At 37.2% G+C, this 20,729-nt stretch carries 18 protein-coding genes; 4 read left to right on the forward strand and 14 right to left on the reverse strand.

Annotated features, from left to right (window positions below):
• Window positions 1–80: 80 nt before the first annotated feature.
• Window positions 81–1,247 (reverse strand): methionine adenosyltransferase, encoded by a 1,167-nt coding sequence (gene metK / locus B554_RS0116765; RefSeq protein WP_002049844.1) that lies wholly within the window; start codon window positions 1,245–1,247, stop codon window positions 81–83.
• A 525-nt stretch (window positions 1,248–1,772) separates the two neighbouring features.
• On the opposite strand from metK, the gene tkt reads away from it, so the two are divergent.
• Complete coding sequence (gene tkt / locus B554_RS0116770; protein ID WP_019458959.1) at window positions 1,773–3,761, forward strand: transketolase; 1,989 nt, start codon at window positions 1,773–1,775, stop codon at window positions 3,759–3,761.
• A 53-nt stretch (window positions 3,762–3,814) separates the two neighbouring features.
• On the opposite strand, the gene B554_RS0116775 is transcribed toward tkt, so the two are convergent.
• Window positions 3,815–4,222, reverse strand: a complete 408-nt coding sequence (locus tag B554_RS0116775; protein WP_019458960.1) for an OsmC family protein — start codon at window positions 4,220–4,222, stop codon at window positions 3,815–3,817.
• Window positions 4,223–4,435: 213 nt separating this feature from the next.
• Here B554_RS0116775 and B554_RS0116780 point away from each other — a divergent pair, with 213 nt between their 5' ends.
• Window positions 4,436–5,017: a YceI family protein gene (locus tag B554_RS0116780; RefSeq protein ID WP_019458961.1), complete on the forward strand. Its 582-nt coding sequence runs from the start codon at window positions 4,436–4,438 to the stop codon at window positions 5,015–5,017.
• A 46-nt stretch (window positions 5,018–5,063) separates the two neighbouring features.
• Here B554_RS0116780 and B554_RS0116785 read toward each other — a convergent pair whose 3' ends face one another.
• A complete protein-coding gene (locus B554_RS0116785) occupies window positions 5,064–5,654 on the reverse strand; it encodes a lecithin retinol acyltransferase family protein (protein ID WP_019458962.1) in 591 nt (196 codons plus the stop codon).
• 189 nt (window positions 5,655–5,843) lie between these two features.
• Between B554_RS0116785 and B554_RS0116790 the strand changes: the two genes are divergently transcribed.
• A complete protein-coding gene (locus B554_RS0116790; RefSeq protein ID WP_019458963.1) occupies window positions 5,844–6,590 on the forward strand; it encodes a phosphodiester glycosidase family protein in 747 nt (248 codons plus the stop codon).
• Between the two features lie 35 nt (window positions 6,591–6,625).
• Here the strand turns inward: B554_RS0116790 and B554_RS0116795 are convergent, their stop codons facing one another.
• From B554_RS0116795 to putA, 4 genes are all read right to left on the reverse strand, one after another.
• Window positions 6,626–6,856, reverse strand: coding sequence for a hypothetical protein (locus B554_RS0116795; RefSeq protein ID WP_002050077.1), 231 nt, complete (start codon window positions 6,854–6,856; stop codon window positions 6,626–6,628).
• A gap of 247 nt (window positions 6,857–7,103) precedes the next feature.
• The gene (trmA, locus tag B554_RS0116800) at window positions 7,104–8,189 is read right to left on the reverse strand and encodes a tRNA (uridine(54)-C5)-methyltransferase TrmA (protein ID WP_019458964.1); all 1,086 of its coding nucleotides are present in this window, start codon (window positions 8,187–8,189) and stop codon (window positions 7,104–7,106) included.
• 106 nt (window positions 8,190–8,295) lie between these two features.
• A complete protein-coding gene (locus B554_RS0116805) occupies window positions 8,296–8,769 on the reverse strand; it encodes a GrpB family protein (RefSeq protein WP_019458965.1) in 474 nt (157 codons plus the stop codon).
• Between the two features lie 105 nt (window positions 8,770–8,874).
• Entirely contained in the window at window positions 8,875–12,627 is a 3,753-nt protein-coding gene (gene putA / locus B554_RS0116810) for a trifunctional transcriptional regulator/proline dehydrogenase/L-glutamate gamma-semialdehyde dehydrogenase (protein ID WP_019458966.1), read from the reverse strand.
• 124 nt (window positions 12,628–12,751) lie between these two features.
• Between putA and B554_RS0116815 the strand changes: the two genes are divergently transcribed.
• Window positions 12,752–13,240, forward strand: coding sequence for an Lrp/AsnC ligand binding domain-containing protein (locus tag B554_RS0116815; protein WP_019458967.1), 489 nt, complete (start codon window positions 12,752–12,754; stop codon window positions 13,238–13,240).
• A 35-nt stretch (window positions 13,241–13,275) separates the two neighbouring features.
• Here the strand turns inward: B554_RS0116815 and putP are convergent, their stop codons facing one another.
• From putP to B554_RS0116850, 7 genes are all read right to left on the reverse strand, one after another.
• Window positions 13,276–14,766, reverse strand: coding sequence for a sodium/proline symporter PutP (gene putP / locus B554_RS0116820; protein WP_019458968.1), 1,491 nt, complete (start codon window positions 14,764–14,766; stop codon window positions 13,276–13,278).
• Window positions 14,767–15,174: 408 nt separating this feature from the next.
• Complete coding sequence (locus B554_RS0116825) at window positions 15,175–15,882, reverse strand: SIR2 family NAD-dependent protein deacylase (RefSeq protein ID WP_081400449.1); 708 nt, start codon at window positions 15,880–15,882, stop codon at window positions 15,175–15,177.
• Between the two features lie 98 nt (window positions 15,883–15,980).
• On the reverse strand, window positions 15,981–16,355 hold the full coding sequence (gene gcvH, locus B554_RS0116830) for a glycine cleavage system protein GcvH (RefSeq protein WP_019458970.1): 375 nt from the start codon (window positions 16,353–16,355) through the stop codon (window positions 15,981–15,983).
• A 38-nt stretch (window positions 16,356–16,393) separates the two neighbouring features.
• The gene (locus tag B554_RS0116835) at window positions 16,394–17,419 is read right to left on the reverse strand and encodes an AraC family transcriptional regulator (protein WP_019458971.1); all 1,026 of its coding nucleotides are present in this window, start codon (window positions 17,417–17,419) and stop codon (window positions 16,394–16,396) included.
• A gap of 108 nt (window positions 17,420–17,527) precedes the next feature.
• Window positions 17,528–17,968, reverse strand: a complete 441-nt coding sequence (locus B554_RS0116840; RefSeq protein WP_019458972.1) for a MaoC family dehydratase — start codon at window positions 17,966–17,968, stop codon at window positions 17,528–17,530.
• On the reverse strand, window positions 17,968–19,815 hold the full coding sequence (locus tag B554_RS0116845; RefSeq protein ID WP_019458973.1) for an ABC transporter ATP-binding protein: 1,848 nt from the start codon (window positions 19,813–19,815) through the stop codon (window positions 17,968–17,970). The genes B554_RS0116840 and B554_RS0116845 overlap by 1 nt, the downstream gene beginning before the upstream one ends.
• A 374-nt stretch (window positions 19,816–20,189) precedes the next feature.
• Window positions 20,190–20,726, reverse strand: coding sequence for a DUF2058 domain-containing protein (locus B554_RS0116850; protein ID WP_004702033.1), 537 nt, complete (start codon window positions 20,724–20,726; stop codon window positions 20,190–20,192).
• Window positions 20,727–20,729 lie beyond the last annotated feature (3 nt).

Below are 20,729 nucleotides of genomic sequence, written 5' to 3' on the forward strand. Positions count from 1 at the left end.
GAAAAGCTTATTGTTTAATATTAACAGCATATAAAAATAATAAAAAAGCCCGCATTAAGCGGGCTTTTAATATATGGGACTTAGAGGCCCGCAGCATCTTTAAGTACTTCAACTTTGTCAGTTTTTTCCCATGTAAATGCAGAATCTGAACCTTCACGACCAAAATGGCCATAAGCAGCTGTTTGTTTATACATTGGCTGAATTAAGTTAAGCATACGAGTAATACCAAACGGACGTAAATCAAAATGTTCACGTACTAATTGGATAATTAACTCATCAGAAACTTTTGCAGTACCAAAAGTGTTGATTGAAATAGAAGTTGGTTCTGCAACACCAATTGCATAACTCACCTGAATTTCACATTTGTCAGCAAGACCAGCGGCAACAATATTTTTAGCTACATAACGGCCAGCATATGCAGCTGAACGGTCTACTTTAGATGGATCTTTACCAGAGAAGGCACCACCGCCGTGACGAGCCATACCACCGTAAGTATCAACGATGATTTTACGACCTGTTAAACCACAGTCACCTACAGGACCACCAATAACGAACATACCAGTCGGGTTAATGTGGAATTTAGTGGCTGCATGGAACATTTCAGCAGGAATAATTGGCTTGATAATTTCTTCAATTACAGCTTCTTTAAGCTGAGTTTGAGTAATTTCAGGGTCATGTTGAGTAGAAAGTACTACTGCATCTAAACGTACAGGTTTGCCATTTTCATATGCGAAAGTAACCTGACTTTTTGCATCTGGACGTAACCATGGTAATGCGCCTGAACGACGAAGTTCAGCTTGGCGTTCCATTAAGCGATGTGCATAAGAAATAGGAGCTGGCATAAGCACGTCAGTTTCACGACTTGCATAACCAAACATTAAACCTTGGTCACCGGCACCTTGATCTTCAGGTTTTTGGCGGTCAACACCTTGGGCAATCTCTGGTGATTGTTTACCAATCATATTGATCACTGCACAAGTTGAACCATCAAATCCTAAATCTGAGTGGTGATAGCCGATACCGTTAACAGTTTGGCGAACAACAGCTTCTACATCAATATTCGCAGTAGTTGTGATTTCACCTGCAAGTACAACAGCGCCTGTTTTTACCAGTGTTTCACAAGCAACACGTGCGTATGGGTCTTCTTTTAAGATTGCATCCAAAATAGCGTCGCTAATTTGGTCGGCCATTTTATCGGGATGACCTTCGCTTACAGATTCCGAGGTAAAAACAGCGTACTCGCGCATGAAAGTCCTATCTTGGTTATTTCAAAAAGACATAATATGTTACATCGACTTGAGCTTGAGGACTAGTTCATACTGACTAAAAAGCATGAATTTATTTCATTTCTACTATGTTTTAATTGATAAGTGTATCAGCGAAATTGATATAGTAGGTTGAAAATTAATTATTTTTAAACACGAGTTGCTTATAGTCGTTTAAATTTTAAACATTTGATTTTGCGAAATATTAATCAATAAAATTTACACTGTGAAGTGGAAAAGTATAAATAGCATACGCAAATTCATCTTTATATGCTCTTTATAGTCATCAAACGTCTACAATTGTTAATTAAAGAGGAACTATAAAATGCATTGTTTTATGCAACTTAAGAATCTAAATGTTTTTTGAGTAACCAAGAAACGGTTAAAAATAAAGAAATATACAGTGTTGGGGTTTACCCATAGGCGTTTTTTTAAGACAATATAGCGGCACTGAATGGTTATTCATCTTCTTCTTTTCATCAATCTATTAAAATTGGATTCTGATCTATGACGACCCCTTTAAACGAACGTCGTATTGCAAACGCAATTCGTGTATTGGCAATGGATGCTGTGCAACAGGCAAACTCAGGGCATCCAGGTGCTCCAATGGGGATGGCAGATATTGCTGATGTCGTCTGGCGCGAGTTTTTAAATCACAACCCAACTAATCCACAATGGGCAAACCGTGACCGTTTTGTTTTATCAAATGGCCATGGCTCAATGTTGCAATATGCTTTGCTTCATTTAACAGGTTATGATCTTTCAATTGAAGATTTAAAACAATTCCGTCAATTACACTCAAAAACTCCTGGTCACCCTGAATATGGTTATGCACCAGGTATCGAAACAACTACTGGTCCTTTAGGTCAAGGTATTGCAAATGCTGTTGGTTTTGCATTGGCTGAAAAAACTTTAGCTGCTCAGTTCAATAAAGATGATTTAAAAGTAGTTGATCACTTCACTTATTGTTTCTTGGGTGACGGCTGTTTAATGGAAGGTATTTCTCACGAAGTATGTTCATTGGCAGGTACTTTACAGCTGGGTAAATTGATTGCTTATTATGATGACAACGGCATTTCGATTGATGGTGAAGTAGAAGGTTGGTTTAGTGATGACACTGAAGAACGTTTCAAAGCTTATGGCTGGCAAGTTCTTCGTGTAGATGGCCATGATGCTGATGCTATTCGTCAGGCAACAGTTGAAGCTAAAGCAGAAACTCAAAAACCAACGATTATTATTTGTAAAACAATTATTGGTTTAGGTTCTCCAAACAAACAAGGCAAAGAAGACTGTCACGGCGCGCCATTAGGTAAAGATGAAATTAGCTTGACTCGTGAAGCTTTAGGCTGGACAGAAGAAGCATTTGTTATTCCTGCTGATGTATATGCTGCATGGGATGCTAAAGCAAAAGGTAATGAAGCTGAAGCAGCTTGGAATGAAGTATTTGCTCAATACCAAGCAAAATATCCTACAGAAGCAGCTGAGTTACTTCGTCGTATTAACTGTGATTTACCAGCAGAGTTTTCAGCTCAAGCAGATGCGTTTATTCGTGAGACAAATGCTAAAGCTGAAACTGTAGCAACTCGTAAAGCAAGTCAAAACACATTACAAGCATTTGGTCCTTTATTACCTGAATTGTTAGGTGGTTCTGCGGACTTGGCTGGTTCTAACTTAACACTTTGGAAAGGTTGCCAAGGTATTCAAGAAAACCCAGCGGGTAACTACGTGTACTATGGTGTACGTGAGTTCGGTATGACTGCAATTGCGAATGGTGTTGCATTGCACGGTGGCTTTATTCCTTACGTTGCAACATTCTTAATGTTTATGGAATATGCACGTAACGCAGTGCGTATGTCTGCATTGATGAAACAACGTGTAATTCATGTTTATACACATGACTCAATTGGTTTAGGTGAAGATGGTCCAACACACCAACCGATTGAACAAATTGCTTCTTTACGTGGTACACCAAACTTAAACACTTGGCGTCCTGCTGATACTGTTGAAACAGCAATTGCATGGAAATCTGCTTTAGAGCGTAAAGACGGTCCTACAGCACTTATTTTCTCTCGTCAAAACTTACCATTCCAAACGCGTAATGAAGAACAAATTCAGAATGCAGCAAAAGGTGGTTATGTTCTTGCTCAAGAAAAAGGTGAGCTGAAAGCAATTATCATTGCGACTGGTTCTGAAATTTCGTTAGCGATGGAAGCTTATGCTCAACTTGACGGTGTGCGTGTAGTTTCTATGCCATGTGCAGAAGAGTTTATGAAACAAGACGCTGCATATCGTGAAGCTGTATTACCAGCTCATATCCGTGCACGTGTTGCTGTTGAAGCAGCTCATGTTGACTACTGGTGGAAGTTTGTTGGTCTTGATGGCAAAGTAATTGGTATGTCAACTTATGGTGAGTCAGCACCAGCGAAAGACTTGTTCCAATTCTTTGGTATTACAACTGAAGCTGTAGTAGCTGCGGTTAAAGAATTGACTGCTTAATCTATTAAGTAGTATAAAAAAGCGCTCTGATTAGGGCGCTTTTTTTATAAATTTTAAATATTAAGCTCGGTTTGAATCGAAATATTCGAAGTCAATAACTTATGAATGGGGCAGCTTTCAGCAACTTTTAGTAGTCGTTTATGTTGGTCTTCGGTGAAATCACCCTTAAGTGTGATTTTACGCTCAATGTTATTTGTGCCTGCTTCTGGATCACCATTTGGATTTAAGGCTAAATCGACTTGCACATGCTCAAGCTTAATCCCTTTGTGACTTGCATACATTTCTAAAGTAATGGTGGTACAAGCACCTAAAGCCGATAGTAAAAGCTGAACTGGATTTGGAGCTGTGTCTTGTCCACCTTTATCAGTTGGTTCATCTCCAAACCATTGATGACCAGACGGATCGGTAAGTGTTACTCGGTAAGGAGTAGAAGTGCTTTGTGCTTGAACAGTGTTAACCATGTTTTACCTTGTTATTTATCAATAAAATCGAAGTAAAAACCAATAAATCTGAAGGTTTCGGATAGAAAAATATCTATACTTTATAATATGGGTTTTGAATAACAACTGTAACGCTTTTATTGTTGCATGGATGAAACATATCGTTTTATAAAGAATAGTGAATTAAATTACTTGATGTATACACTAACGACTATATCAATAAAGGATACGAAAATGCATCTTAAAACATTAAGCTTCGGTTTAGCAGTAGCATTGGCAAGTACAGTTACTTTGGCTGCTCCAGTGGACTATAAAATTGATCCAACGCACACAGCTACTGTTTTTTCATGGAATCACTTTGGTTTTTCAACACCAAGCGCTAACTTCTCAGACATCCAAGGTGTAATCAAAGTTGATAATGCTAAACCAGCAAATTCTTCTGTAGATGTTACAATCCCTTTAAGCAGCGTAAATACAAACGTACCTGCTTTAGATAAAGAATTCCAACAAGAAGCTTGGTTTAACGCAGCTAAATATCCAAATATTACTTTCAAAAGTACGAAAGTAGAAACTAAAGACAAAAAGCATTTCAAAATTACTGGTGACTTAACTGTTAAAGGTGTAACTAAGCCAGTTGTGCTTGATGCTGTTTTAAATAAACAGGGCGAACATCCAATGGCAAAAGTTCCAGCGATTGGTTTCAACGCGACAACTTCATTCAATCGTTCTGAGTTTGGTCTAGGCAGCTATGTGCCAAACGTAGGTGATAAGATCACTGTAAACATTACGACTGAAGCAACTGCAGCTAAAAAATAAGTTGTGAGTTTTCTAAAAAGTCCTCAATTGTGAGGACTTTTTTTAATTAGATGGGTTCTTTTTTATCTGATTCTATAAAAACTAAAGGTTGAGCAGGATCAATCTTTCTTTTCTCTGCTTTTTCTCTTAAAAATTGATATGTCGGGACTTTCATTTTTGCCTGATCACGTAATTTCTTTTTAATATAGAGAACAAGAGCAAAGGAGGTCGTTGCTACCGTCAGCATCATGCCATTCATATAACTCATAATTGAACTTACATAGCCTATTGTAGTTAGACGATGCATCATGCGTTCAACTTGAGTACTGCTTTCTATACCTGTAATTGCCCAGCTACATAAATGTTCGCAATTATTAATAATCAAATGATAATGATTTTCGTGCATGCGTGAGCGCATACGTCGTACAACAACCTTGCCTTTGTAGCGTGGAGCATCATAAGAACGTACATGAATTTTTTTGCCGTGAGAAAAGGCATCTATTGAAGTGATTTCAATAGGACGCTTTTTTATAAAATGTGCTAGGCCTGAATAATGAATAACTCGACCTCTCCCAGCGTAAATACCATGATGGCTATAACCGAGATGTTTTACAATAAGATGGGCCCCTAAAGGGTAGCGTTTATTTGTTTGTTGCATATTCACGCTGATCCGATAAAGTTTTAATCACTTTTATTAAAAGCTTTGACCATTATAGCGAATATGATTGTGTCCTAGTGTATTGATTAGGTGGAATAAGCGACTTTCGGGTATACATCTTATGAAACCTTTTTTAATTTAATAAAGTGTATTTTATAAACATAAAATGACTTATGAGATTCATCGTTAATGAAAATAGTAATACTGTGTATTATGAACTTTTTTGTCTTTGTGCAGTCTGCTTTAGCATTAGAGCATCGACAAATTGAAAATGATACGGATGATCAATTTGAAGTTATTGAAATTTCTAATTTAAATCAATTACGTCTATTTCTGAAGAAGCCACAAACGAATGAATATTATAAAAGTTTCGATAATATTCAGTACCAGCTCAAGTCATGTGAACAACTTACTTTTGCAATGAACGGAGGGATGTTCCATTCAGGCTTTTCACCTGTAGGCCTATATATTGAACAAGGGCAAGAGATCCAACCTTTAAATCAGGATAAAGGGTGGGGGAACTTCTTCTTGCAGCCTAACGGAGTTTTTGCATGGAATAAAAGACAAGCTATTATATGGACAACTGAACAATACGCAGCGAAAGCATTTCAGGCAGATTATGCAACACAATCTGGTCCAATGTTGGTGATTAATGGAAAACTAAATCCCTTATTTCTAGCAAATAGCGATTCAAAGAAAATACGAAATGGGGTGGGTATAAAAAATAATAAGCTTTATTTTGTAATTTCTAAAAATAGAGTGAATTTTTATAATTTCGCTGAATTTTTCAAAAAGAATTTAAAAGTAGAACAAGCTCTTTATCTTGATGGTTCTATATCTAGTCTTTATTTGAAAAAAAATAACCGTAATGATAGAAAATTTTATATGGGGCCAATTATTGGTGTGGTTAGTCGTAAAAATTGTACAGTCAAATAAAATGCAAAAAAGCCAGTACAAGACTGGCTTTATTATTAATGAATAGATGGTTTTTGAATGAGTTCATTTAACTCTTTTCGGCTATACCCACGGGAAATAAGAACTTTTTTTATTCCCATAATGACATCTTCATCTGTTGCTTGTGCAAGCGCACTTAGAAGTTGTTCATTAGTTTTACATGAGCAGTCATTTTCAACACAAGCAGTTTGATTCTTATGCTCGTTATGCTGTTGATCTGCTAAGAACAGCTTTTGCCAAAAACTCATAGAGCCTTCATATACAACCTAACATAGCTCGAAATATAGCCAATTTAAATTAAAATACAAGACTCTATATGTGATAAATCCACCAGTTGAACTCAAGAATTTTCGATAGTAATGGTTGAGTTAAACGAAATTATGACGAGTAGATGACTTGATATTTTTAAAAATTTAAGTGCTTATATGAAATGCATTGAAAAATAAGGAGATATTTAATCTCCTTATAAAATTTGGTTACATTGAAAGATTTTGTTTAAATCTGCTCAAGTAATACACCTGACTCGACATGATGTGTATAAGGAAACTGATCGAACAAAGCAAACTTAGTCACTTGATGAGTTTTTGTGAGTGTTTTTAAGTTTTCATATAAAGTGTCGGGATTACATGAAATGTAGATGATACGCTCAAAACCTTGTAAAAGTTTTAAAGTTTCATCATCAATTCCTGCACGTGGAGGGTCTACAAATACGGTATCAAAGTCGTAGCTCTGAATATCAATATTTGCTTCTTGTAGACGGCGGAACTCACGCTCACCTTGATATGCTTGAGTAAACTCTTCAGCCGATAGACGAGCTACCTGAATATTATCGATCTGGTTTTGTTCAATATTCCATTGAGCGGCATAGACTGATGATTTAGCAAGTTCTGTAGCAAGTACGCGTTCGAATTTTAGTGATAACGGAAGGGTAAAGTTACCATTACCACAATAAAGTTCTAATAAATGTTTTTTCGAACCTTCCGCTGCATCACATGCCCATTGCAGCATTTTTTTGCAAACTTGAGCATTAGGTTGGGTAAAGCTGCTTTCAATTTGCTTATATTTGAATGTACGATTTAAAAGCTCAAATTCTTCTACAACAAAGTCGTCGCCAATCACAATTTTCTGGCCGCGGCTACGGCCCATAATTTTAATATTTAGCTTTTCAGCAAGTGTTTTGGCTGCTTGTTCCCATTCCTGATCTAATTTACGGTGATAAATTAGAGTAACTAGCATTTGCCCGCTTAGTGTTGTGAGGAAATCCACTTCAAATATACGGTTAGAAAGCTTATCTTCTGCTTTAAGTTCTTCCAAAAGTTTCGGCATTAAATCATTAATGCTTTTATCAGCAATAGGAAACTCGTCTATGCGAACAACTGTTTTTTGCTTGTCTTCATCGTTACGTTCAAACATGGCATAAAACATATCATTTTCTGTATGCCAGATCCGAAACTCAGCACGCATACGGAAATGTTGTTCAGGTGATTCAAACACTTCTAATGTAGGCGGTGTAAATTCAGAAAATTGAGTAGTAATGCGATCAATTTTAGCTTGAAGTTGTTGACGATAAGAAGAGGTCATAGACAAAGAAAATTTAAACAGAATCAAATAGTGAATGGTACCAAAAAAAACGCGCTTGCAGGAGCCAATTTTACTCAGATATTCATAAACAAATAGGGTACTTAAATTAGAGATGATTTAAGACATTTTGAATAAAATCTGATTTTACTTTTCTATATTGATTATGGTCTAAATGACTACACTCTAATTTTAGTTGATTATATTCGTTCACGAGCTTTGGTGAGTCTATAAGCTTATTTCTAAATGTTAAGAAAAACGTAAATACTGAATCGGCTACTACAACTTGAAATGCAACATCATCGTTGTTCAGTGATTCGAGCATGCAAAGCTCGTGTGTTCTAAGCGTATTTTGTTTCTCTATAAAATTAAGTGTTTTCAACTGATTTATTGCGAATTCAAATTGCTCAGGCATAACTTCGATATAAATATCTAGATCACCTTTGGAAATTGCATGAGGTATTGCAGAAGAACCTATATGCTCAACTTTGGCAAATGGGAGAAGTGTGGAAATATCTTTTTTATACGAATTAAAAAGTTGAATACATTTTTGTTGATATTGCTCTGATTCTAAAAAGATCACTTCGAAACTCTCTAATCTATAAAACTTATATATTTAAAAATAGATTACTTCATTAAATAAAAAAGCCCAAATACTGAGATTTGGGCTTTTTAAATAAATTATGCGTTAGTCAGACATAGTCATTAAGCTTGCATTACCACCAGCAGCGGCTGTATTCACACTAATTGCACGTTCAATTACTAAACGTTCAAGTGGAATCGATTCATTGGATTCAACATGTGTAATGCCAACAATTGCGCCTGAGCGGCTAGCAATTTCTTGCTGTAATGAAAGAACCTCTTCACGATTGCCATGATGTAAAACAGCATCAAAATTATCTGATGTGATGTTTTTAACTGTAGTAATTGCATCAAGTACATCTTTTGGCAACGTTTGTTTATGTTTTACCAGCAATGGACTATTTGGCATTACAGTAGCTTGGCTACCCACTGCAAAAATTGCGAGCAATTGATGTAATTGATTTTCTTCAGTGTCAGCAATTGAAAGCACACGGTGACGCGGCAAAATAATATATTGGTTACTTTCCCCAGTAGGGCCTTGTAACTCATAAAACTTGCCTACACCAAATGGTTCAATATCACGATTTGCTTGAGGTAAATGCTGTTTCGCCCAGTTTTGTAAGCTCTGATAAACCTCTCGGTTAAAACCTTCATATACAGTTTGTTCATTTTTCATAGCAAATGGTGTTGCTAATACTTTATTTGAACAATTTTGCATTAAGCGATACATATAAAGCGGGCCACCAGCTTTCGGACCTGTACCAGATAAACCTTCACCACCAAATGGTTGAACACCAACAACAGCACCAACAATATTGCGGTTGATATAAAGGTTACCAACTTCAGCATGTTGAATAACGGTTTGGATGGTTTCATCAATACGAGTATGCAGACCCATTGTTAAACCATAACCTTTGGCATTAATACGTGAGATAAGTTGTTCAAGCTCGCCGTACTTATAGGTAATGATGTGTAAAACAGGACCAAAAACTTCGCGTTGTAAGTCATCGAGGTTAGGTAATTCAATTGCTGTTGGTACAACAAAAGTTCCTTTGCTCAATTCATTTTGACTAGTTCCACCAAACATCAATTGATGTACTGGATAGCCTTTAGACTTCATTTTTTGGATATGCTGATCAATTGTCTGTTTTGCTTCTTCATCAATAACAGGACCAATATCCGTTTTTAAAATAGCTGGATTACCTACGATTAACTGCTGCATTGCACCTTTAAGCATTTTAATAACGCTTGCAGCACTATCTTCTTGTACACATAAAATACGTAAAGCAGAGCAGCGTTGACCTGCGCTATCAAATGCAGAACTTACAACATCTAGTACAACTTGTTCAGTTAATGCAGATGAGTCCACAATCATTGCATTCTGACCACCAGTTTCTGCAATGAGAGGAATAGATTGGCCATTAGCAGCCAAACGTTTTGCAACTGTTTTCTGCAAAATCTTTGCAACTTCAGTTGAGCCAGTAAACATGATGCCATCAATGCGTCGATCTTGGCTAAGCTGAGCACCTACTGTTTCACCACGGCCAGGTAATAATTGTACAGCACCATGTGGAATACCAGCTTCCCATAAAATTTGCACTGCTTGAGCCGCGATTAAAGGTGTTTGTTCAGCAGGTTTTGCAATAACACAGTTACCACTGACTAATGCTGCAGCAATTTGACCAGAGAAAATTGCAAGAGGGAAGTTCCACGGACTAATACAAAGTACAGTACCAAGCGGCTGAATAGTTGTATTTGCAGGAAGATTTTCAACTTGAGTTGCGTAGTAACGTAAGAAATCTACAGCTTCACGAACTTCTGCAATGGCATTGGCATAAGTTTTACCACTTTCACGGCAAAGTAATACCATTAATTCTTGGATACGGCTTTCCATAAGGTTAGCTGCACGTTTTAAATATTGTGCGCGTTGATCTTTAGGCGTGTTTGCCCATTCAATTTGTATTTGTTCAGCTGCATTCAATGCAATTTCTACATCATTAAGATCAGCTTCTTGTACATACCCAACAATTTCATCATTTTGTGCTGGGTTTGTAATTGCAACAGAATGGCGTTGTTCTGTTGAAGCGTTATTTCCTAGTAATGGATGGCTTTGCCAAACACGGTTACGAAGTTGTTGAGCTGTGCTATCTAAAGCTTCAAGCGGAGTGTCGTTTGCTAAGTCATATCCTTTAGAATTTTTACGGAGTGTGCCGTACATATCTAAAGGAAGAGGAATTGATGGGTGTTTTAAACCAATTGAACCTTCAAGTTTAGCTGCATTGCGTATATCGTAAATTGGAGACTGAATAAGGTCTTCAACTTTAAGTGTTTTATCGGCAATACGGTTAACAAATGAAGTATTTGCACCATTTTCAAGTAAACGACGAACCAGATAAGCTAGCAAAGTTTCATGGTTACCAACTGGAGCATAAATACGGCATGGCACGCCTAATTTATTTTGCTCGCGTGGACCAACAACTTGTTCATAAAGCGGTTCGCCCATGCCATGTAAGCATTGGAACTCATATTGACCAGCATAATATTTGCTTGGATCAGCTAAATGATAAATTGTTGCCAATGTCTGAGCGTTATGAGTCGCAAATTGCGGATAGATATATTCTGGCGCTGCAAGTAATTTTTTAGCACAAGCAATATAAGATAAATCTGTATGTACTTTACGTGTGAAGACAGGGTAGTCATCCATACCTTCGATTTGTGCTTTCTTGATTTCGCTATCCCAATATGCGCCTTTTACAAGACGAATCATGAGGCGTTTTTGGCTGCGTTTAGCAAGGTCTATAATATAATCAACTACAAAGAAGCAGCGTTTTTGGTAAGCTTGAATAACGAATCCAATACCTTTCCAGTCCGCTAGTTCTGGCTCGAAACAAAGACGTTCGAGTAACTCAAGCGAAATTTCTAAACGCTCTGATTCTTCAGCATCGATATTTAAACCAATATTGTAGTGTTTGGCTAAACGAGCGAGTTCAAATACTTTGCCGTAAAGTTCTTGATGAACACGTTCAATTTGCGCACGTTGATAACGAGGGTGTAAGGCAGAAAGCTTAATTGAAATACCCGGGCCATCATAAACGCCTTTACCATTAGACGCTTTACCAATTGCATGAATAGCTTGCGTATAATCATTAAAGTAGCGTTCAGCATCATGGTCAGTTAAAGCTGCTTCACCTAACATGTCATAAGAATAACGAAATCCCTTATCTTCAAGCACTTTTGCATGGTCTACAGCTTCTTCAATGGTTTCCCCAGTTACAAACTGTTCACCCATCATACGCATTGCAACATCAACTGCTTTACGAATAATGCCACGTCCACTACGTGCTAAAAGGCCAGTAAGTACACTTGAAAGACTGGTTTGCTTTGGTGTTTCCATAAGCTTACCAGTTAACATGAGGCCCCATGCAGCAGCATTGACAAACATTAAGCTGCTTTGGCCAACGTGTTCTTTCCAGTTACCTTGGTTGATTTTATCTCGAATCAGTAAGTCACGTGTTGCTGTGTCTGGAATACGAAGCAAAGCTTCGGCAAGGCACATTAAAGCCACACCTTCTTGTGAAGACAGAGAGAACTCTTGTAATAACCCTTGAACAATACCAGCTTTACCCGAAGAGGTCTTACGTTCACGTAAATTATGGGCAAGGTTAAATGCAAGGTCATAAATTTTATGATCTAAATCATCAGATACCGCAGCAGCTTGTAATAACTCTTCTACAGCTTCAGGTTCGGCACGTCGCCAAGCTGTATTAATGCGCTGTTCAAACTCACTTTTATCGTTGAATTCGGTGATATAGCCTTGGTGAGATTTATCCATTTGATGAAAAGTATCCATTGTGTTCATATCTATTTCCGACAACCGACTCTCATAAACTCATCTTGAGTAGAGAGGTTTAGATAATTTATGATTACAGAAGAAACACCGAATAACTCACTATATTTAGCCTATTTTTTAGAGGAAAATTCAGATGAATGGCCCATTATTAAGCCTTGATCGCACTGATTTAAAAATTTTGGATATTCTTCAAACAGATGGGCGAATTTCTAATAGCAAATTAGCCGAAATGGTGAACTTATCTCCAACCGCTGTTATGGCTCGAGTGCAGAAGCTAACAAAAGATGAATTTATCTTGGGCTATGAAGCAAAATTGAATCCAATCAAACTGAATGCAAATTTTTTAGTGTTTGTAGAGGTCTTGCTCGATAAAACAACGCCTAACGTTTTAGACGAGTTTATTGATGCAGTCGTGCATTATCCAGAAATCGTTGAATGCCATATGGTCAGTGGAGGATTTGATTTTTTAATTAAATTACGAAGTGGCAGTATGGAGGAGTTTAGACGTATTGCTGGGCAAGTACTATGGCAACTGCCGGGAGTGAAAGAAACCCGTAGTTACCCTGTAATGCAAGTAGTCAAAGATACTTCAAAAATTAAAATCAAAACGAAAAATAAATAAAAAGGGGCTGAAGCCCCTTTTTATTTTATTCATTTTTATACACTTTCTTTGTAGAGTTTGTCGCCTTGTTCAAAACGATCAGTCACATCAGAGTTTGGAGCTTTTGAAATTAAGCTCACTACAATGATGCTGATAAACGCACAGATAAAGCCAGGAATAATCTCGTAAACCCCAGTGCCTGCGAAAAGATTTTTCCAACCGATCACAACAACGGCACCTACGATCATGCCCGCTAAAGCACCTTCTAAAGTCATACGTTTCCAGAACAATGACAAGATGATGAGTGGACCAAATGCAGCGCCAAAGCCAGCCCATGCGTAAGCAACAAGACCAAGAACTTTACTGTCAGGATTACCTGCAAGCACAATTGCAAGAACTGCAATTGCAAGAACCATGATACGGCCAACCCATACAAGTTCTTTTTGAGATGCGTTTTTACGGATGAAACCTTTGTATAAATCTTCAGTTAGCGCACTTGAACATACTAAAAGCTGACAGCTTAATGTACTCATAACAGCAGCCAAGATAGCAGCTAGAATGATACCCACAATCCATGGATTGAATAAAATTTTAGTCAATTCCATAAATACAGTTTCAGGGTTTTTGCTTACAACTGCTGCAAGTTCAGGGTGTTGCTGGAAATATGCAATACCGAAGAAACCAGCACCAACAGCACCAACTAAACATAAAATCATCCAAGTCATACCAATACGGCGAGCAGCAGGAATTGATTTTACAGAGTCAGCAGCCATGAAACGTACAAGAATGTGCGGTTGGCCAAAATAGCCTAAACCCCATGCCATTGAAGATAAAACGGCTACCACACTTAAATCTGAAACGATGTTAAATGCATGTGGGCGAGCAGTTTCAATAAGCGTTACAAACTGAGTTGTGTCGCCAATTGCAAGGTAAGTTACGATTGGGGTGAGCAAAAGGGCAAAAATCATTAAGCCAGCTTGGAAAGTATCAGTCCAGCTAATTGCTAAGAATCCACCAATACAAACATAACTGATTGTTGCAATAGCACTTAACCAGATTGCGGTGGTATATGACATACCAAATAAATTTTCAAATAAACGAGCGCCAGCTACCATACCTGAGGCACAGTAAATTGCGAAGAAAACCAAGATAATAACGGCAGAGAAAATACGAAGAATCTTTTTCTTGTCATCAAATCGACTTGTAAAATAGTCGGGCAGAGTGAGTGCATTATTTTGGATTTCAGTATGAACGCGTAATCGACCAGCAACCAGTAACCAGTTAAGCCAAGCACCGATAATTAGACCAATTGCAATCCACGCTTCAGATAAACCAGAAAGATAAATTGCTCCTGGTAAGCCCATGAGTAACCAACCACTCATGTCTGATGCGCCTGCGGATAATGCAGTAACAAAACTGCCTAAACTACGACCACCAAGAATATAATCAGAGAAGTCGCTTGTAGCACGGTAGGCGAATAAGCCAATAAGTACCATTGCTACGATGTACACCATAAACATGATGAGGGTGGGATCAAAATAACTCATAATGGATGTGTGTCCTTATATCCATAATCCGTGATTGTAACCTAATCCAGGTCGCTGTTTTCTTGTACGGCATTTCAAGAGGTTGAGATTCAACCACAAAAGAATTTTTTGCTCTGTTATCTTTGTGATGTATTTTGTGTATTTTTATGTAAAGCAATGTAAAATTGGTTACACTTTAAATTAAATTTATTTTAATCAATGGCTTATATGAGTTAAATAATTCATTTATTCTTTAGAAAATTATAAAAATAGTAAATTTAGAAAATAGATCAGCATGTTTGGTTACAAAATTAGCAATGACAATATATGACTCAAGAAAAAAATTGACATGAGTTGAGTGTTTTTGCATCAATTTCATGTGAAAAGACAATTTTAGAGGTGAAATCTGCAATAAAAATGAAAGAAATATTAGCTCGTCAACTGATGAAATAGCTCTTTCATACCTTCTGTGGCTGTCATATTTAATAGTTTATATTTAGATGGAACACGAGAATGATCTGCTTGGGGATCTATATAGTAGGCTTCAGTGTAATTTGGAATTTCATGAACTAAAGCAGCAACAGGATAAACACTTAAGGTTGAACCAATAACAATGAAAATATCTGCTTTCTGTACTTGCTTTATGGCTTCTTCAAATGCGGGAACTGCTTCACCAAACCAAACTACATGAGGACGAAGTGGATAGCCATTGGGGCAAAAGTCATGTTCTAAGTCTAACTTCCAACCATTAATTTCATAAAATTCAGTTGTATATTGTGCATCTGGTCCCGAGCTTTTTGCTAGTCGAATATTGCCATGTAGATGCAAGACATTGTGGCTACCAGCGCGCTCATGTAAATCATCAATATTTTGAGTAATAACTTGTACATCGAAATGATCTTGTAGTTTGGCAATGTACTGATGAGCTTCATTTGGCTGAGCTTCTAAAATATTTTTACGGCGTTCGTTATAAAACCGCTGGACTAAGGCAGCGTCTTTATTCCAAGCTTCTGGAGTGGCAACTTGTTGTATATCATAATTTTCCCATAGGCCATTACTGTCACGAAAAGTACTAATTCCACTTTCTGCACTCATGCCTGCACCAGAAAATACAACAAGTCTTGTCATGTCAGTGATCCTATTCATCCAGTTTTTAGAGCTGATTTATACATATATAAAAAAACCAGTTTAAAAGTAAACTGGTTTTTATTAAATAGTGAAAGCGAGACTATCTTTTATAAGCCTGCTTCATATTCAGCATTTGTTAAAAGTTTTTCAACATCTGCCATGTTGTCTGGCTTGATTTTATAAATCCAGCCTTTCCCGTATGGATCTTCATTTACAAAATCTGGATCATCTTCAAGGTCTGTATTTACTTCCACTACAGTACCAGAAACAGGAGCGTGGATATCAGAAGCAGTCTTAACTGATTCAACTACTCCAGCTTGTTCTCCAGCTGTTACTTTGCTGCCAATTTCAGGAGTCTCAACATAGACCAAGTCTCCAAGTTCATCTTGTGCATGGTCAGTAATCCCTGTAATAACAAGATCACCTTCAATTTTTACCCACTCATGTGTACGTGCATACTTCAATTCTGAAGGGTGGTTCATGACAACTCCTTAAGCTTGTGTCCAATATTTTAATAACATTATAAATAGGGGTCTTTGCGCCAGTTGCTTGGACTACGGCCACTCCAGCGTTTAAAAGCACGGCTGAAATTTGCGACATCGGAGTAACCAAGTTCATCCGCAATTTGTTCAAGACTATAATCTGTACGTGAAAGTAAAGAAGTCGCATGACGATAGCGGACTTCATCTACTAATGTTGAAAATGATGTTCCTTCAGCAGCCAACTGTCGTTTTAAAGTACGATCTGACATGTGTAAGTATTCTGCTACATTTTCTATGCTTAAGTAATGTTGTTCAGAATTACTTAGAATATCACGGACACGCATTGCCAAACGGCGACGTTCGCCTAAAGCTGATAGTTCCGCTTCACATTGATTAATAGCGATTTGACTGGCGATTGGATCTGAATTAATTAATTTAAGACCTAAATATTTTTTATCAAAGCTAGAAATTAAATGAGGTTGATTAAAACGAATAGTGCTGCTTAATTTACTTTTATATTTATCAAAGCCTGCTGGTTCAGGAAAGTCTAAATCAACATCACCTGCTAAATCTTCGATACCTGTCATTGCTTTTGCCATCGTCATGATGCCAATCGTTAAGCCTAAAACAATTTCGGTGCGAAGTGGCTCTAATTCAATATCACATTGCAACTGTAATGTGGCTTTGGGGCCAAATGTAGAAAAATAGAGTTGTAGAAAGGGTAAGCGTAACTGGATAAAACGAGCAGCAAGAGCAATCGCTTCTGTAATATCCTTTGCTGTCATTATTGCGTAACCAATAAATCCATGAATCGAAATGCGCATTTGGGTGCCAATGTGGAAACCTAATGTACTTTCACCAGTAAGATTTAAGGCGTGTTTAACTAGTTCATTTGCTACAGGTGTTGAAATACGATACTCAGGGTCGGCCAATTGCTCACTAGTAAGATGAAAAGGAGCAAATAAAGTCTCATCGTTGTATCCCCAACGTGAAACAACATCTAAAAGCAATAAGCCATAGACTCCTGGAATACCTTGATCTTGACGAGCTGAGGTAATTTTCATATGCGTTCCGTTGCTCTCATCAATTCTCTACGTGCATTTCTTACACATCTTGTCATGAAATATAATTTGAGTTTATAAAAACTGTTAGACAATCATATCAACGATTCATTAAACATTCTTTTTAAAGACAACGATTTTTGTCGTCGAAATAAGTAAAACATCCCCATGTTGATTTAAGGCTTGTGTAACGTAACTTACAATACCACGATCCAATTTTGTTTTGGATGGTGTAATGGCGGAAATTTCAGCTTCAACATGAATACGATCACCTGGTCGTGTTGGACGTGGCCACCGCAGACTAGACTCTGAACCCACTAGTCCGCCATGAATTGGCATACACTCTGTCCATAAACGCATCGTAATTGCAGAAGTATGCCACCCACTAGCGGCAATACCTTTAAAGATAGGGTCTTCTTTAGCTAGCTCTTCATTTGTATGAAAAGGTTGGGGGTCATACTGGCTTGCAAACTGTTTAATTTCATCTAGTGTAATTTCATATTCACGACTAATAAAACGATCACCAACTTTTAAATCTTCTAAATAAAGCATTAATCTTGACCCTGTACTACTTTTTGCTCAATAAGAAAGCCACCAGTTTGACGTTTCCATAATTGTGCGTATATACCATTTTTGGCAATTAATTCTTCATGTGTACCTTGCTCTGCAATTTTACCTTCATCAAGAACAATTAAACGATCCATTTGAGCAATGGTAGACAAGCGGTGAGCAATTGCAATAACCGTTTTATCAACCATCAGGTCATTTAAACTAGACTGAATGGCTGCTTCAACTTCAGAGTCTAGTGCACTTGTTGCTTCATCTAATATTAAAATTGGTGCATCTTTTAGGAAAACACGTGCAATAGCGATACGTTGTCTTTGACCGCCTGAAAGTTTGACACCACGTTCACCAACTTGTGCTTCATAACCAGAACGACCCTTTAGGTCTACAAGCTGGGGAATAAACTCGGCTGCTTTAGCTTTATGAACAGCACTTTGCATATCGTGATCAGTTGCATCTGGACGACCATATTTAATGTTCTCGGCAACTGAGCGATGTAATAGGGACGTGTCTTGAGTAACTAAAGCAATATTCGCTCTCAAACTATCTTGTGTAACATCTTCAATATTTTGTCCATCAATTAAAATTGCACCTTCTTTAAGATGATAGAAGTGTAAAAGTAATTGGATGAGTGTAGACTTACCTGCACCTGAGCGCCCAACAATACCGATCTTTTCACCTGCTTTAATATGTAGATTAAAGTGATCGATAACATTTTTATTGTTATAGGCAAAAGTGACATCTTTAAATACGATTTCACCTTGTTTTACTGCAAGTGGTTTTGCTTCTGGTTTGTCTTGAATATTGATTTTTTTGCCGAGTGTTTGCATACCATCTTGAATGGTTCCAACATTTTCAAATAATGCTGACATATGCCACATCATAAACTCAGCCATACTATTAAGTTTTAAAATCATGGCTGTGGTTGCAGCAATGACACCTAAAGCTGCTAAGCCTTGAGTCCATAACCAAACTGCGGTACCAATCACGCCTACAAATAAAACAGCAGAAAGCATATTAATACTAACTTCAAAAAGAGTACCTAAACGCATTTGAGCATAGACCGTTGTCATAAACTCTTTCATTGAGGCTTTTGCGTATTGGCTTTCACGGCCCGCATGGGCAAATAGTTTAACTGTTTGAATATTTGTATAGGCGTCAGTTACGCGGCCAGTCATTACGGCACGTGCATCGGCTTGTTGTTGTGATACTTTACTTAAACGCGGAATAAAGAACCAAGCACTTAATAAAAATAAGCCTAACCAAACCATAAGTGGAATAAGTAAAGTCGGTGAAATTGCACCAAGAACAATACTAACAGTAATAAAGTAAATGCTGACGTAAGCCAACATATCGCCCAGAATAATCCAGAATTCGCGAATGGCTAGAGCTGTTTGCATAACCTTTGCTGAAAGGCGACCTGCAAAATCATTATGGAAAAAATCTAGGCTTTGTTTTAATAAAAGATTGTGAAAGCGCCAACGTAAGCGCATTGGAAAAGTGCTATATAAAATCTGATGTTTTATAATGGATTGAATATTAACAAATAAAATATTAGCAAATAAGACACTTATTAAAATGAGGATATTTGAAGCATGCTGGCTTAAAAAACTTTCAGGTTGACTTTTACTTAACCAGTCTACAAGTTGTCCAATTTTTGAAAAGAGCAATGCTTCAAATGTCGCTGCACCAGCTGTACAGATAACAAGAAGCAGTAAGTATGGGCGTACACCTTCAGTAGCTTGCCAAACAAATGGGGAAAAGCGTGTTGGTAAGGGCTCATCCAGACCTTTGGTTGGATAAGGATCGACAAGTTTTTCAAACCACTTCAGCATGAATGACTACCTTTATACATCAGCTAGTTTATTAAAATTCCGCAATTTAATTTTGCAATAAAGTCAGTTAGATCAAGTTCGACAAAGATGTTGATCTTTCGGATATGTGTGAAAACACATCAAAGTTTATGTTTTATATCTTTGGCTAAAACTGACATGATTTAGACAAGACATAAAGTTGGAATCGGGAAAAGCCTAAAAGGCATGGTAAAGACAAAATGTTTTATTCATTATATCGATAATAATAGATGAAGTGGTGAATGAATTCGACCTGAATGTAATTTTTATAGTTTTTTTTAATAATTGATAAAATATTAATAATTAATTTAAAAAGTATAAGCCTTTATCGCATAATTGATAAAGGCTTGAGAAAATTACCACATCAAGTCATCTGGAATCACATATGCTGCATATGGATCTTCTTCGTCGGTAGTTTGTTCGTTTTTCTCTGCATTATTAATCAAAATAAAGCCTTGCATCTTTTGATCAATCTTTTCAGCTAAAGCCTTTGGAAGGTAAGCATACTGATCTTGATCTTTAGCAATCACTAAGCTTCCTGTTACAAGGGCATTATAGACTTGCTGAGATAGGTAGACTTTTTTAACTTTATTTTCATCAATAAATTGATAAGCGACATCGCCAGCAAAATCAGTAATTTTGTGTTGCTTAATCATTTGAATGATTGAAGCTTTCAATGCTTTTTCTTCAAGTTGTTGCTGTTTTTCTAAATTTAGAGCTTGATCTTTTGCTAGTTTCTCTTTTTGAGCTTTTTCAATATTTGCCTTAATTTCTGCCTCATTACTTTGGCCTGTACGTTGCTCGTGTTGAGCTTGTTTGGTTAGCTTTTTCGCTTTTTTATTATCAACTAAACCAGCTTTGAGTAACTGAGCTTGTAAGGCATTTTTAACCATGAC

Source organism: Acinetobacter sp. GG2 (assembly GCF_000292385.1).
Lineage (GTDB): Bacteria > Pseudomonadota > Gammaproteobacteria > Pseudomonadales > Moraxellaceae > Acinetobacter > Acinetobacter seifertii.

Coding starts and splice junctions, on each gene's coding strand:
- B554_RS0116795 (WP_002050077.1), bottom strand. CDS start 6,856: ATGAGTTTTTGGCAAAAGCTGTTCTTAGCAGATCAACAGCATAACGAG.
- B554_RS0116845 (WP_019458973.1), bottom strand. CDS start 19,815: ATGCTGAAGTGGTTTGAAAAACTTGTCGATCCTTATCCAACCAAAGGT.
- tkt (WP_019458959.1), top strand. CDS start 1,773: ATGACGACCCCTTTAAACGAACGTCGTATTGCAAACGCAATTCGTGTA.
- putP (WP_019458968.1), bottom strand. CDS start 14,766: ATGAGTTATTTTGATCCCACCCTCATCATGTTTATGGTGTACATCGTA.
- B554_RS0116815 (WP_019458967.1), top strand. CDS start 12,752: ATGAATGGCCCATTATTAAGCCTTGATCGCACTGATTTAAAAATTTTG.
- metK (WP_002049844.1), bottom strand. CDS start 1,247: ATGCGCGAGTACGCTGTTTTTACCTCGGAATCTGTAAGCGAAGGTCAT.
- gcvH (WP_019458970.1), bottom strand. CDS start 16,355: ATGAACCACCCTTCAGAATTGAAGTATGCACGTACACATGAGTGGGTA.
- B554_RS0116840 (WP_019458972.1), bottom strand. CDS start 17,968: ATGCTTTATTTAGAAGATTTAAAAGTTGGTGATCGTTTTATTAGTCGT.
- putA (WP_019458966.1), bottom strand. CDS start 12,627: ATGAACACAATGGATACTTTTCATCAAATGGATAAATCTCACCAAGGC.
- B554_RS0116835 (WP_019458971.1), bottom strand. CDS start 17,419: ATGAAAATTACCTCAGCTCGTCAAGATCAAGGTATTCCAGGAGTCTAT.
- B554_RS0116790 (WP_019458963.1), top strand. CDS start 5,844: ATGAAAATAGTAATACTGTGTATTATGAACTTTTTTGTCTTTGTGCAG.
- B554_RS0116850 (WP_004702033.1), bottom strand. CDS start 20,726: ATGGTTAAAAATGCCTTACAAGCTCAGTTACTCAAAGCTGGTTTAGTT.
- B554_RS0116780 (WP_019458961.1), top strand. CDS start 4,436: ATGCATCTTAAAACATTAAGCTTCGGTTTAGCAGTAGCATTGGCAAGT.
- B554_RS0116775 (WP_019458960.1), bottom strand. CDS start 4,222: ATGGTTAACACTGTTCAAGCACAAAGCACTTCTACTCCTTACCGAGTA.
- B554_RS0116785 (WP_019458962.1), bottom strand. CDS start 5,654: ATGCAACAAACAAATAAACGCTACCCTTTAGGGGCCCATCTTATTGTA.
- trmA (WP_019458964.1), bottom strand. CDS start 8,189: ATGACCTCTTCTTATCGTCAACAACTTCAAGCTAAAATTGATCGCATT.